This is a genomic window from Dinghuibacter silviterrae, assembly GCF_004366355.1.
GTDB classification, from domain to species: Bacteria; Bacteroidota; Bacteroidia; order Chitinophagales; family Chitinophagaceae; genus Dinghuibacter; species Dinghuibacter silviterrae.
On record NZ_SODV01000001.1, the window covers coordinates 1,553,229 to 1,566,934 of the forward strand.

Sequence of the window (13,706 nt, forward strand, 5' to 3'; positions counted from 1 at the left end):
ATTAAAGATAGTTAATCTATTATATTTCAAAAAGTAAGGCAAGCCGGAGCTTGCCTTACGGGTCCGTCGATTAGGGATTCGGTGGGATATGTCCCGTTTCCCCGCCGGTACCGCCGCCACCTGAGTCGTCCAGAACGGTGATCTGTCCGCCCGCATTATGGCGCGGGTTATGGTTCAGGCATGACAATGCCCAATAAATGGCTAAAATGAATACGTACATCTTCGGAATTTTGATGGTTTGTGAAATGCGGCAGCCGTTCGCGTGGCGTCCTGTTGCCGCGATGAGGATCTCGTAAGAAGCGCTTCTTACATTTTTGGGAAGGGGTGCGAGCGTTGATTGCGGAGGCCGGTAATCGCTTCCCAGGCCGGTTATCTGCTGCCGCTTTCGCTGCTCACGGAAATAGATCCTGTACAGGGTGCCTCTTAGCTAGGGAGGCGGTATCTGATTTCGAAGACGAAGATAGAGTGGGGTAAATGCTTGATCAGCAAGTGATTCCAGTAATTCCGGTCATTCCGGTGAGATTCCGGGAATACGGGAAACCGTACGGAAATTCCGGTGGGATTTTGCTATAATTGTTGACATGTTCGAGGATTATCAAAAGTTGGTCTTTGATGATTACCAAAGGAAGAAAACCGAGCTTCCCTATGGCCTGTCAATGCCTAGCCCAGCTAAACTAAAAAAGTTATGTGCCCAGGCTTGTACCAAAAGATTTTCAAGAAAAGATGGAAAGGCGCTTAATGAGTTTTTTGGAGAGGGCGACGAGCGTTTGGCGTGTTTAAAGGCGATAGGGAAATGTCCTATTGATAGATTTAGACCCCTGGTGAATTATTTGAAAAAAGACGGGGGAATCGCAACAGATACAAAAAATATTGAGCTTTTGGCCTGGTTGATTGACTTTGAACATAGGCCTTTTGATCTGTTTAGGGATTATAGTAAACTTTTAAGGGTTGAAACGGTGGCCCCACAAGGGGGGGACCGGGGCCCAGATGAGATAAAGGTGGAAGTCCAGGAGGGAGAGTCGAGGGAGGATATAGAAATAACACCGTTCAATCATCGCGCGCTGACTTCCAAATTTAGAGTCGGGCTGGCCAGCGCGATGGCGATAATATTTGTGGTCATTGGAGTTATATTATATGAGGGTAGAAAGCCACCAGTGCCGCATGTGCCGCTTCCAGACGGCGGGGAATGCATGTATTGGAATGGAGATTATTATGAACAAATCTCTTGTAAGGAGAAGCCGGACAATAACGCATTGGTGATCCCATTGGACTCGGAGAGATTTGCTGATTTAAGGAAGATCACCGAGCCGGATACCATTACCGACGCCTCCATCGGGCGGGTATGGTATTTCAAAAAAGGATCGGATATAGAATATTTTACTTCCGGAGGGGATTATCCTGCTGATCCAACATATAGGCTATTGCCGATAACGGCGTATATGATCCGGAAGCACATTCATCCTCACCAGGAGATGGCGATTTTTATTTTTCACATGTTTCACCAGTGTTTGCCGACACAAGCGTATACTTACTAAATACCTCTAGTTCCTCCTTGCTTTTATTGTGTTTGGCACATAGAGGAAGAATATAGCGGTTTGAATCACTTATGTCTACACGCCGGACATGGGCCCCTACCAGGTTTTTGGTTTCTGTGCAGTATTGCTCTCCACAATAGGTTGCCGTTTTTCCACTGAAATTTTCCCAGTGTTTCAACCAACTGCCACAAACGCAATCCAATTCAGAAGTGCCACTGATATTTTTGATTTTCATAAAAAATGGCTTTTGATATGGCACAAATATGCAAAAGGCGAGGGGGCGAAACTTACGGGAAACCGTAATAAATGATTGGCAATAGGGCATAGGTTTACATTAAAATATAATTACTATGCCCGCAGCTTTTATTGAACCCAGGCCGCATGCTTCAAGAGAGCACGAGCCGATCACCCATTATGTTATGGTGGTAGAGGGCCAGGATTACGGCCGCTTTTCTACTCAAAAGGAAGCAAAAGATACTGCTTGTGCGAGGGGGTTTCGTCCTGTGCATGTTGCAAGAGTGCGACATTTGACGGATAAGAGAAATCCAAGCCATTGGCGCGTTGACCCTTGTTAAAGATGTTTCTTAAATTAGAGGTAGGAAATGTGATAAATTAAAAATATCTATTAATATGAGTACGGAATTTGTTATTGTCTGCGCAATTATTTCCTTTTTGATCGGCTTCATTATTTCCTGGCTCGTAGCCGGAAGTCGTTCAGCGTCGAAAATTGCGCAAAGTGATCGTGAAAGAGCCGAGTTTAAAACAAAAATGGATTTCTTGGATGCTGCGCTAAGCGAAGCAAAAGAGAAAGTGCAGGAACAAGAGAAGGCTTTGATGAAGTCGCTTCAGGCACAAACCTCCGCTGAGGGCTCGGCAAAAGATGCACAAAGGATGATCGAAGAATTGCAAAAGCGAGAGGCGGTTTTGAATGATGATATTTTTGAAATACAAAGGAGACTGTCAATATCGGAGAACGAAAATTCGGCTTTAAGGGCGGCTCAAGAGGCGACAAACTTGCGATTGCAGGAACAACAGCAATTTGTCGCCGAGGCCCAAAATCATTTAAAAGATGCCTTTGGCGCACTGTCCGCCAACGCGCTAAAAAGCAATAACGAATCCTTTGTCGAATTGGCAAAAGCAAAACTCGATGAAAAGGTTGTCGAGGCTAAAAGCGAGTTCGAAAAGAAAGAACAGGCCATAGGCGCGTTGGTAGATCCGTTGGGTAAGTCTTTGGAAAAAATGGATTCGAAGATTCAGGAATTGGAGGAAAAGCGAATAAAAGCGTATAGTGATATCGGTAATTTTCTAAACGATGTAAAGGGAACTACAGAGGGATTAAAGAAGGAGACAACGAATCTGGTGGGGGCTTTGAAAACCAGTCACACCAGGGGGCGATACGGAGAGCTTGCCTTACGGCGGTTGGTTGAGCACGCCGGAATGGTCGAACACTGTGATTTTGAGGAGCAAGTGACCGTTGAGGATGAGGAAGGCGGTAGGTTGAGGCCCGACATGGTCATTTGGCTGCCAGGTTCAAAGACTTTTGTCGTCGATAGCAAAACACCGCTTGCTGCTTATATGAGAATGTTTGAAACCGAGGATCCCGATCAGCAAAAGATGCTGCTGGGCCAGCATGTCAGTGCCGTTAAAGAACATTTCAGAAAACTGAGTGAAAAAGCATATTGGAATCAATTTGATGAGGCGCCTGATTTTGTGATCATGTATATGCATATTGAGTCTTCGTATGGTATGGCGTTACAGGCATGGCCCGAGATGATAGAGGAGGCAATGAAAAATCGTATTATCGTGGCAACACCAACCATCTTACTGGCGATTCTACTGGGTGTGGGATATAGCTGGAACCAGTTAAAAACAATGGAGAATATCGATGAAATACGCAACGCCGCTGTTGAATTGCACGACAGAAGTGTTGTTTTGTTGGAACACATTGGAAATGTCGGACGAAGTTTATCAACCACGATCACCCACTACAATAGGACTATTGGTTCTTTGGAGGGCAACTTCCTGCCTCATGCCCGGAGAATCAATGGATTAAGCCAGGCATATATCAAAAAGCAGGAAATTCCTGAATTGGCGCCTATTGAAGCTTCCGTTCGACCGATCGTTGCCTTGCCACAGGCACAGAATGTCTCTGAAGAGGGTCTTCCAGAAGAAGACCCTATTTGAAAGTAGAAGGTATAAAACTTTTAGGGAGTAAGTATCTTCACAACCAACACCCCATCCTTATTCCGCCGTTTCAACCACCGCTGCAAGGCCGCCTGTGCCTTTTCCATGGAATCGTATGTGTTGAAATCGCTACTGCAACCCGCCTCATTTTCACATTCATCTGCTATCTTTTTGAAAATAGGCCTCGCCATCTTCGACAATTCTTCCCGTGTGCAGGTTATTTGCTGAATTTCCGTGTGTTTGATCACACGGTTTTGCGACGATCCTGCATCTATCATGGGTCCCGAAAAGAAAAAATAATAGTAAGTTTTGGTGGCGGTGTCTTTTGCTTCGGCGGGCGTTAATGCGTCGGTTGGAATATTAAGTGTTGTAATAGCATTCTGAAGAGCGTGGTCGGACGTAAAGTATTTTTCACGCAATACCGCGAATCTGGTTTCGTTGTTGACCACTTTACTTAAAGTCTCTTCAATAAATGTGTAATTCGTAAATACCATAGGTGATTGAAGCAGCGCTCTTATCCATTCCCACATCTTATCTTCCTCGATCTCCTTTTCAAGAGCCGAAAATAGGAGTGGTGCATAGTAATATACATACAATTCCCGGTCCCCATAATCGTACTTCGAGTGGATGTTTGCAATGGGTGTCGGCTTGAAATTGCGCATAGCACGAACTTTCGACTGCAAATCCGCGCGGTAAATACTGTCACTGATCAAGGTGCGGGTAATATTCAGCTTCAGAAATTCAGCGAAACCTTCGGATAACATATCACCCAAATCCGAATTAAAGACACGGACATCGCCAAAATAATAATGCGACAATTCGTGTGACATATATTGTAGGAGGCCTGACCCGTCTTTATTGCCTGCAAACGATTTAAAGCCTTCGTCCCAGCCCACTTTCACGATGGTGGGGTAGGATGCAAACAACCAACCGTTGTTTTTGGATACCGGTGTCGTTTGAATGTACACTGCTTTGCCCTTATAGGGGATACCTATTTTTTTCTCCAAATAATCCTGGTAGGAATGGAGGACCTTTTCCAGTTGGGCAAGTTTCTGATCATCTGCATCGGGGTTGAGAAAATAGTTGCCATCAATGGATACAGACCGGAAATCACCTGCAAACATGGTGAGGTCCTGGGATGCAGTGCTTATTACATGGGCATGTGTCCCGGATACGGGCTGGCTGCCGTTCACATAGATCACCTGGCAATCATTACAAGTCACATCCAGGTCATAGGTAACTTTTTCGTACCGCGTGTCCGTTGTGGCATCGTACAATATTGGGCACCATGCGCCTTGAATGCCATCGGCACGCAGGGTTTTACCATTAAACGCAATGTTACCTCTCCAGTCTACTACGCTTGTGGTGTCCGTTATCACGGGATACATTCCCACATAGTTAAAGCGGATGGCATGTGGCAGGTATTTCCCGGATTTGTTATAGGCAGGAATATAATAGGCGGTTGATTCGCCGGAAGACAATGTATCCTGGGACGATCTATCGTACGGCAGAGGCGAAGCCGCTCCCTCCGCATTTTTTATATACCGTATATTCATACCTGAATTCAGCCGGAGGTAGTAGTTACTAAGCCGGGGCATATTCGACAATGTAAGGTCACACTCAATGGTGCCTTTTTTAACGGAAATCGTCACTTCCCCTTGTACGTGGGGTATAGTATCCTGCGAATAGGCGGTCATCCAGGTAAGCGTCGAAAGGAGGGCGGCAATGAGGGGTTTATTCATATGGACAAATTACAAAATTTTGCTTCTTATTTGGTTTGTCCTATTCCAAAGCCGGGACGAGAAACCTCGACCGTTGTGGCTGGCGTGCTGCGGAGAGAGAGGGATAACTTTCGAACCTATTTATAAATAATGTTTTGAAAAACAACGACTTGTGGTTATGGGGAAAACAAAAATGAGCATTTAAAAGTTATAGCTCTGAAAATGAATTTAAACCCAAACGGAGTCTGGAATGGCGGTGAGCTTTATCATTACACCGAATTCAAATTGCGCATATTAGAGTTCAGTCCCTTATACAATAGTGAATGGCATGTGGCTGGCCTTATCAGTCAAGACGATGAAGACAAACCGTATAGACAGGGTATGACAGATGTCTTCCAGCTTTGGCAAGAACGGAAAAGGATCAATTGGTTTAATTTATCAACAGGCAGCCACATGAAAGACGATTATATCCGCATTTTTCGAGAAAAGCGCTTACTTCTTTAGGCTTTGCCGTTCCAATCAAGATGTGTTTGCCGCTCGCCAGAAGAATCGAGATGCCGTCGTTCCCTTTTACTGTATAGGCCCACCCTTTGGAACCTATCCGAATGCCCCACCCGCCATAATCTTTGATTGGATTGTACTTGACCACAGCTATTTGCCTGATGTCCGCTTTTGGAATAATTTTCCAGCGAATTCTGAGCGGGAAAAACCTGAAGCGGATAAAGTCGTTTTGGATCTCGATCTCCAACTTCATTGTCCGGAACAATGCGATTATTCCCAGGATGGCCAGTAATGGGGACACGGCCGGAAGGATGCCGGTTACTTTTGAAGCAATGGCAGCAATGGCTATGGCAGTTCCCACCGCTGCTAACGCGATCTCCAATAGCAGGATCCATTTCTGGTTAAACCGCTGCTGCTCGAATAAGGAGTCCATTTTCATTGCCAGGTTTTTTTACCGGATAAAGATAGATAATGAGTGAACCTGCCATAGCGAAGAAAAAACTTCCGAGCCCAAGAAAAAGAAAAATAAATAGGTGAAACATCAAACCCAATATCAGCATACGCTTTTTCCCTTTTTCGGAAAAGAAAATAGATGCTGAAAGTAATATCTCGAACAAGATGGAACCCCAGGTGAGCAAAAGGACTACTATAGGATTGTATGTTAGTAAGGTAGCAAATGGCCTCAGATAGTCCGCAGGACCAAATGTATTATTCCCTAGCCAATAGTACATCGCGGTTCCATTCAACCATTCGGGGACGCTAAATTTCGATATGCCGGCGTTGAAGTAAAGAATAGACACTTGTATTCTGACCAGAGTAAGGATCAGACCTCCTATATAATTAGCATAGGGATAATTTTTTGTCGGTTCTGTCCAGTGATTGGGTCGCGGATCCATAATCGTTAGTGGAATGAAAAGGAAAGTAAGTATCTGAGTGATCTGATCCCCTCCATCCACAATTACCGCTGCGTTGAAAAGCGAATAAGAAACCCACCAATGCAAGATGCCGGTGACAACTGGATAATAACCTGAGATCACGATGATTAAAATGATAACAGCTATCATTTTGGCAATGACCAAATGATCAAAACCAACGAGATAAAAAAGGTTGATATGTTTGTAGAAATCCAGCTGCGCCGGATGGATAGATTTCGAGGTTACAAATATGTAGTCGACAGGATTGAATAGCAAGGTGAGCAATGTGCCAATCGCCAGCAGGCTTCTGGAAAGACCATATACACGCGTAAACGGTGAGGGCCGTTCTTTGTGCATGATAGTATTTACATACTTAAAAAGCGCAAGGGCCGGTTTTTCATCGATTAATCGAAGATAAGCTGGAATCGCCTTCATAGTCTATTAATGTTACCCTATAATTTCGTTGGCTGGTGGAATAGGTATTTCTCCAAGCCCATGGAATGGGTTTGTAAGCGGCTATTATGTAACGTCCAGGTGGAATCGACGTAATTCGCTTATCTGGTCTGCATTTAAATATTTTCTTGAAGGGCGTTGATGCCGTAAGCATCGAGACGTTTTCCCATGCAGAATCGGGGATTGAACCGGCCAGAAAAGATAAATCCATTCCAACTTTCCTGCTCTTCCTGGATAATCCGAAGAAGTTGCCGGGCGCCCCGTTAGTAGATGTATATCTGAAAACAGTGTCGCCTTTCACACTGTACAGGTCGGCCATTTCTTCTCTCGGACTTCGGGTGAAAAAAGACCAGCCTTCCGGCATAAACGCTTCAACAGCTGCGGAAATTCTAAAATCGGGCCGGTATGCCGAGGGCGGCATGGAACAGACCACTATAAAAAATACGACGACAATTAGAAACGCGGGTGGGAATAGGTATGCAAAATATCGGTAAATGAGAAATATTGTTTTTTTCATGCGCCGCTAATTGACTCGTATAGACATAGAGCCCCCACCTCCTCCACTAGTACTAATGTATTGCTGAATTTGAGAAACAAAGGTCTCTCTTTCGAAATCCATTTCAGCCGACGGGCGTTTTTTGGGCCACCACAGGGTTTTTGTAAAAACGGCTGCATAGACGTTTATCACTGCAAGAGCATTAGCTACAGCAGCGTAATTTACCGCTGCGGCGGCATCCCAGAGGGCTACCGCGACGACAGCTGCGAAGAATATGGCGGACGCTTTGTCTGGAATTATAATATAGTTACTTGAGTCATAAGCCTTGTTCCCGAAATCTCTTAGAAATGTGTCTATCCCTCCTGCGGAATTGAAATTGTAGGAGGAAATCGTCAGAAGGTTATATATACTGTCTCCCTTTGCAGTGTCCTTGATGTAGCTCGTATAAACAGCGGCCCCAAGGACAAGATTGGCACCGAGGTCGATTGCTGCCATAATGCTGTCCGCGTTGTTCCCCTGGATAGTTGCCCTGAGGTAATTAAAGTAATTGGGATTAATCGTGTTAATACCCGTGGTGATGCGGTTCATAAAGCTGGTGAGCGAATCATTCTGGGCGGAAGAGAAGCCGGACATGAAACTAAGCAGCGAACTATAATACGGAAGGCTTTGGGCAACCGTACCCTGCAGGAAGAATATGCCATTGAATAATTGGGTGCCCGTATAGGAGAAGCTTGTATCGACACAGGCGCCGGTAGTGGAATTGTTGATGTAACCCGAGGGACAATTGGGCACACACTTATTCAGTGTGTAATCCCAATGGTAACCACTTTGGCACTGGGTGACGGTTGGACTTAACTTACTTGATAATAGCTTGGCCAGATTGTCATCATTCGACTTTGAGCATCCCGCGATCAAAGCGAGCACAATTATGCCCAGAGGAGGTAAGCAGTAGTTCAGTTTCATTATTGAGTAGTGATTAAGTTATCAAGTGATTAAAGGTAAATAAATGTTATTATTAAAAAAATAAATCAATAAAAATCGTACGGAAGGCTTTTTAACTCATTTTTAGCCCAAACGTTCTCCGTTGAACTGGTTAAGAAAATAATGTATTATTGCCTCGAACGAAGCGAACAAAAAAAACGCAGCCTTTGGCCGCGGGAATCGTCTGGAGTGTTTTGGCGATGAGAGGGATTACCTCCGCCCGCTGGCGCGGGCTGCGGTGATCCCTGAAGTGGGGGGCTTCAACTCACCGTCGATCCGCAGGTTCGCTTCGCTCACCAGCGGTTTTTTGTCCTCCGTAGCCGGGACGAGCGAGCTCGTCCCATCTACTGCGAACAAAAAACCCGCGGCCGAAGGCCGCGGGATCGACTAAAAGTTGGCGGAGAGAGAGGGATTCGAACCCTCGGTACACTTTAAAGGCGTACGACGGTTTAGCAAACCGTTCCTTTCGGCCACTCAGGCATCTCTCCGAAAGTCCCCGGGGCGGGGCCGCGGGGTTGCAAAAATAGGATTTTAGACAATTCCTGCCAATTCCAAGCTCTTTTTCTTTAACTGTCTGACCTCCACGTCCTCGATGATGGGGTCGGGGGACAAAATCAGGGAAACATTGTTCTTTTTCCACCAGTTTCCGGCGCGGAGGAGGTGGAAGGGGAGGACGCCGACGAGGTATTTGCGCTCGGATTCGGCGTGCCATTCTTCGATCCAGTTGAAGTCGTCTTTGGGGATGTGTTTCCAGTCGTCGAAGCTGACGTAGGTTTTGACGTGGAAGTCGGTGGTGAGTTCGAGGGGCTGGTGGTGGTACAATTTCTTGTATTCGTAGCGGTATTCGTAGCGGAGGGCGGAAATGTCGCTGAGGACGGCGGAGGCGGTGGGGAAGCTGCCGGCGCCTTTTCCATAGAAAAACTGTTTGTCGGCGAAGCCGCTTTCGATGACGACGCCGTTGTATTCGTTCTTTACAAAAGACAAGGGGTCTTCGGGTTTGACGAATTGGGGGAGGACAAAGGCGGCGACCTTGCCGGAGAGGAGCTTTTTGGCTTGGGCGACGAGCTTGATCTGGACGTTTTTTTCGCGGGCGACGACGGCGTCACCGGCCTGGATGTGTTGGATACCGGTGAAGACGAGGTCGTCGGGGTGGACGATGCAGCCGTAGGCGTGGGTGAGGAGGAAGGACCATTTATTGACGGCGTCAAAGCCTTCGACGTCGAGGGTGGGGTTGCTTTCGGCAAAACCAAGCTGTTGGGCGAGGATGAGGGCTTGTTTGAAGTCGAGTTTGTCCTCGAACATCTTGGTAAGGATAAAATTAGTGGAGCCGTTGACGATCGCCTTTATGGAATGAAGGAGGTCGTTGTCGTAGTATTCTTCGAGGTTGCGGATGACGGGAATGGATGCGCATGCCGCGGATTCGTACAAGAAGGGATGGCCGGTTTGTTGCTGGAGGGCCAGGAGTTCCGGCAGGTGCTCGGCGATCATCTTCTTGGAGGCGCTGACGACGGCCTTGCCGTTGGTCAGGGCGGCGGAGACGATCTGGAAGGCCGCCTCGGAATCGTCGATCACCTCGACGACGACGTTGATCTCGGGATCGTTCAGGATCACGTCGCGATCGGTGGTGAACAACTCCAGGGGCGCGTTGCGCTTTTTCCCGGGGTTCTTTATGCAAACCTTTTTGAGGGTGGCTTTTAGGGACGGTGTTTGCTGGAGGACCCTGTAGAGACCTTCGCCTACGACACCAAAACCGAATAATCCGATGGTCAATTGCTTCTGTGCCATTGTATGTCTTGTTTATTGAGTTGCGGCGCCAACGGCGCCCCTTTATAGGTGGACGCGGAAAGCGCGTCCTGTAAATCGTTGATCAGGTCTTCTGTATCCTCCAGCCCCACGGACAGGCGGATGAGACCGTCGGCCACGCCGGCCAAGCGCCGCCGCTCCGCCGGAATGGAGGCATGGGTCATGGTGGCCGGATGGGCAATGAGGCTTTTCACCCCGCCAAGGCTCTCGGCCAGGTTGAAAAAGCGCGTCCGTGTGACGAAGGCGTGCGCCGCCTCGACGGAGTCGTCCGTAAGTACAAACGAGACAACACCCCCAAAGGTTTGCTGCTGGGCGGCGGCGATGGCGTGCCCGGGATGGGAGGGTAATCCAGGATAGTATACGTGTGCCACCAAAGGATGCTGAAGCAAAAATGCCGCAATAGCCTGCGCACTCCGGCTCTGGGCCTGTACCCGCAGCGGAAGCGTCTCAATCCCGCGGATCAGCAAAAAGCTATCGAAGGGCGAAAGCACCGCCCCGCAGGCATTTTGATAAAACCTTATCTGGTCGCCCAGTTCCTGGGTCCGGGTGACCACGACCCCGGCGATGACGTCGCTGTGGCCGCCTATGTATTTGGTGGCGCTGTGGACGACGATGTCAGCACCCAGCGAAAGAGGGAGCTGCCCGGCGGGTGATGCAAAAGTATTATCCACGCAAAGACACACCCCGAGCTGCTGGGCGAGGCGGGCGATGGCCGCGATGTCGCTGATCTTCAGGGTGGGGTTGGTGGGGGTTTCGAGCCAGATGAGCTTTGTCCGGGGGGTGATGGCGTTGAAGACCTGGGTGAGGTCGGTCGTGTCCACAAAGGTGACGTTGACGCCGAATTTTTTATACACCTTGTCGAACAGGCGGAAGGCGCCGCCGTAGATGTCGTCTACGGCGATGACTTCGTCCCCGCTTTGGAGCAGCCGGAGGACGGCGTCGATCGCGGCCAGGCCGCTGGAAAAGGCGAGCCCTACTTTGCCGCCTTCGAGTTCGGCCACAATGTTTTCGAGGGCCTGGCGGGTGGGGTTGCCGGTCCGGGAGTAGTCGTACCCCTTGTTGACACCCGGCGCTTCCTGTACAAAAGTAGAGGTCTGGTAAATGGGTACCGAGATGGCCCCGGTGAGTTCGTCCACGGGGATGCTTTGTAATAATTTGGTCGTCGCTTTCATGTTAATGAATTTTGACACCACTCGTCAAGATCGGCCCTAGGGGCAAAAAAAAAGCTCATCCAGTCAGATGAGCTTAACTATATGGGGGTAAACCGATATTATTTTTGCCTTCACTGACTTATCTGTCCCGATTTTTCCATCGGGATGGAGTTGGCACCTTACTTCCCCGCGCGGAGCGCAGGTAGCAGGTTGTCAAGGCTTCAAAGGGCCATTTCCCTCAGCCTTTCTTGATAAGAGATGTGTTAAAAGAACTGCGTACAAAGTTATAACCGTTCCGGCGAGACCGCCAAATTTTTTTAACACCGGTCGAGCGCCTGCCTGATATCCGCCAGCAAATCGGCCGGATCCTCCAACCCCACGGAGATGCGGATCAGCCCCGGCGTAATCCCCACCGCCAGCCGCTCCGCTTCGGAGAGCTTCGCGTGCGTCGTAGACGCCGGATGGGACGCAATCGTCCGGGAATCCCCAAGGTTGGCCGTGAGGGACAGGAGCTCCAACGCATCAAGGAAGCGCCGTCCGCTGTCGAGCCCGCCTTTGAGCTCGAAGCAGAAGATCCCCCCGCCGTTGGTCATTTGCTTGGTGGCAATGGCGTACTGCGGATGGGACGGGAGGAAGGGGTATTTCATCCACGACAGCCGGGGATGCCCTTCGAGGGTACCCGCGAGCGTAAGCGCGCTGGAAGCGTGCCGGTCCATGCGGACCTGGAGGGTTTCCAGGCTTTTGCTGAGGACCCAGGCGTTGAACGGAGACAAGGCAGGCCCCGTGGTCCGGCAAAACAAGTATATGTCGTGGATGAGCTGTTCCTTTCCGACGACCACGCCGCCCAGGACGCGGCCCTGGCCGTCCATCCATTTGGTGGCGGAGTGGATGACGAGGTCGGCGCCGTAGTCGATGGGTCTTTGGGCGATAGGTGTGGCAAAACAGTTGTCCACCACCAGGAGGATACCTGCCTGGCGGGCCAGGTTGCTCACCCATTCGAGGTCGATGAGGTCGAGCCCAGGGTTGGTCGGGGTCTCGATAAAGAGCATCTTGGTGTTGGGTTGGATCAGCGACGCCCAGGTATCGGGCTGGTTTACGTCCGCGTAAGTGTAGCTGATGCCCCAGCGGGAAAGGTATTTTGTAATCAGGGAGTGGGTGGATCCAAAGATGGAACTGCATGACAGGAGGTGATCCCCGGTCTTCAGGAACGACAAAAAGGTGCCAAAGATGGCGGCCATGCCGGAGGCGGTGGCGAAACCGGCCTCGGCGCCTTCGAGGGCGCAGACGCGGTCGGTGAATTCCTGTACGTTCGGGTTGCTGAACCGGCTGTAGATATTGGCTTCTGTCTCGTCCGCAAAGGCGGCCCGCATGTCCTCCGCGCTGTCGTAGGTAAAGCTGGAGGTCAGGAATAACGGGGATGAATGTTCCATCTCCCCGGTCTGGGCGATCCGGGTGCGTATGGCTTTTGTGATAGGTTTCATACTGTCTGATTTACGGCAACGGTCCAGGTGAGGTGTGTGCCGGATTTGCGCAGGGTTTCGGCTACGGAGCAATATTTGGCCATGGATAATTCGACCGCCCTTTCGGCCTTTCCGGGTTCGATGTCGCCCTTGAGGTGAAAGCGGATGTTCACGTTTTCCCATAGCGAGGGCTCCTTGCCGGCTTCCCGTTGACCATCGATCTGTATGGTGAAATCGTCGATTTGCTGGCGCTGTTTTTTCAGGATGCTGACAATGTCAATGCCACTACATCCGCCCAGACCCATCAGCAAGAGTTGCATGGGGCGGGCACCGTGCTCGGTCCCGCCGGAAGCGGTCCCTGCATCCAAACGGACGGTGTTGCCGTTCGCGTCTTGAGCCTCGAAGCCGAAGTTGTCGTCTATCCGTTTCAATTCGATCAGCATACTTCTGGTAATATTTTTTACAAAGTTAACGGCGAATCGTTTTTACTTTGCACCTATTTTAGAC

Annotated in this window: 13 protein-coding genes, 1 tRNA gene and 1 riboswitch; of the genes, 2 read left to right on the plus strand and 12 right to left on the minus strand. The window is 49.2% G+C overall.

What is annotated here, in order from left to right; genetic code table 11:
* Positions 1 to 70: 70 nt before the first annotated feature.
* Positions 71 to 220, minus strand: a complete 150-nt coding sequence (locus EDB95_RS27225; protein ID WP_162852501.1) for a hypothetical protein — start codon at positions 218 to 220, stop codon at positions 71 to 73.
* Positions 221 to 581: 361 nt separating this feature from the next.
* On the opposite strand from EDB95_RS27225, the gene EDB95_RS06925 reads away from it, so the two are divergent.
* Together EDB95_RS06925 and rmuC are read left to right on the plus strand one after the other, a co-directional pair.
* A complete protein-coding gene (locus tag EDB95_RS06925) occupies positions 582 to 1,535 on the plus strand; it encodes a hypothetical protein (protein ID WP_133991956.1) in 954 nt (317 codons plus the stop codon).
* Between the two features lie 630 nt (positions 1,536 to 2,165).
* Positions 2,166 to 3,719 carry a DNA recombination protein RmuC gene (gene rmuC / locus EDB95_RS06935; protein WP_133991961.1) on the plus strand — a complete coding sequence of 518 codons (1,554 nt, stop codon included), beginning with the start codon at positions 2,166 to 2,168 and terminating at the stop codon, positions 3,717 to 3,719.
* 20 nt (positions 3,720 to 3,739) lie between these two features.
* Here rmuC and EDB95_RS06940 read toward each other — a convergent pair whose 3' ends face one another.
* From EDB95_RS06940 to EDB95_RS06985, 11 genes are all read right to left on the minus strand, one after another.
* Entirely contained in the window at positions 3,740 to 5,461 is a 1,722-nt protein-coding gene (locus EDB95_RS06940; RefSeq protein ID WP_133991963.1) for a M1 aminopeptidase family protein, read from the minus strand.
* Between the two features lie 409 nt (positions 5,462 to 5,870).
* Positions 5,871 to 6,380, minus strand: coding sequence for a hypothetical protein (locus tag EDB95_RS06945; protein ID WP_133991966.1), 510 nt, complete (start codon positions 6,378 to 6,380; stop codon positions 5,871 to 5,873).
* Positions 6,343 to 7,290: a sporulation-delaying protein SdpB family protein gene (locus EDB95_RS06950; RefSeq protein WP_133991969.1), complete on the minus strand. Its 948-nt coding sequence runs from the start codon at positions 7,288 to 7,290 to the stop codon at positions 6,343 to 6,345. Before EDB95_RS06950 ends, EDB95_RS06945 begins: the two co-directional genes overlap by 38 nt.
* Positions 7,253 to 7,825 (minus strand): SdpA family antimicrobial peptide system protein, encoded by a 573-nt coding sequence (locus tag EDB95_RS27985; RefSeq protein ID WP_133991972.1) that lies wholly within the window; start codon positions 7,823 to 7,825, stop codon positions 7,253 to 7,255. The genes EDB95_RS06950 and EDB95_RS27985 overlap by 38 nt, the downstream gene beginning before the upstream one ends.
* A gap of 6 nt (positions 7,826 to 7,831) precedes the next feature.
* A complete protein-coding gene (locus EDB95_RS06960; protein ID WP_133991975.1) occupies positions 7,832 to 8,767 on the minus strand; it encodes a hypothetical protein in 936 nt (311 codons plus the stop codon).
* A gap of 228 nt (positions 8,768 to 8,995) precedes the next feature.
* Complete coding sequence (locus EDB95_RS27230; protein ID WP_162852502.1) at positions 8,996 to 9,142, minus strand: hypothetical protein; 147 nt, start codon at positions 9,140 to 9,142, stop codon at positions 8,996 to 8,998.
* A gap of 38 nt (positions 9,143 to 9,180) precedes the next feature.
* Positions 9,181 to 9,273, minus strand: a tRNA-Ser gene (locus EDB95_RS06965).
* A gap of 43 nt (positions 9,274 to 9,316) precedes the next feature.
* Entirely contained in the window at positions 9,317 to 10,570 is a 1,254-nt protein-coding gene (locus tag EDB95_RS06970; protein WP_133991978.1) for a homoserine dehydrogenase, read from the minus strand.
* Complete coding sequence (locus EDB95_RS06975; protein WP_133991981.1) at positions 10,552 to 11,760, minus strand: trans-sulfuration enzyme family protein; 1,209 nt, start codon at positions 11,758 to 11,760, stop codon at positions 10,552 to 10,554. Before EDB95_RS06975 ends, EDB95_RS06970 begins: the two co-directional genes overlap by 19 nt.
* 115 nt (positions 11,761 to 11,875) lie before the next feature.
* A riboswitch (SAM riboswitch) is annotated at positions 11,876 to 11,997 on the minus strand.
* A 59-nt stretch (positions 11,998 to 12,056) separates the two neighbouring features.
* A complete protein-coding gene (locus EDB95_RS06980; RefSeq protein ID WP_133991984.1) occupies positions 12,057 to 13,220 on the minus strand; it encodes a trans-sulfuration enzyme family protein in 1,164 nt (387 codons plus the stop codon).
* Positions 13,217 to 13,642: an OsmC family protein gene (locus tag EDB95_RS06985; RefSeq protein WP_133991987.1), complete on the minus strand. Its 426-nt coding sequence runs from the start codon at positions 13,640 to 13,642 to the stop codon at positions 13,217 to 13,219. Before EDB95_RS06985 ends, EDB95_RS06980 begins: the two co-directional genes overlap by 4 nt.
* Positions 13,643 to 13,706: the final 64 nt, after the last annotated feature.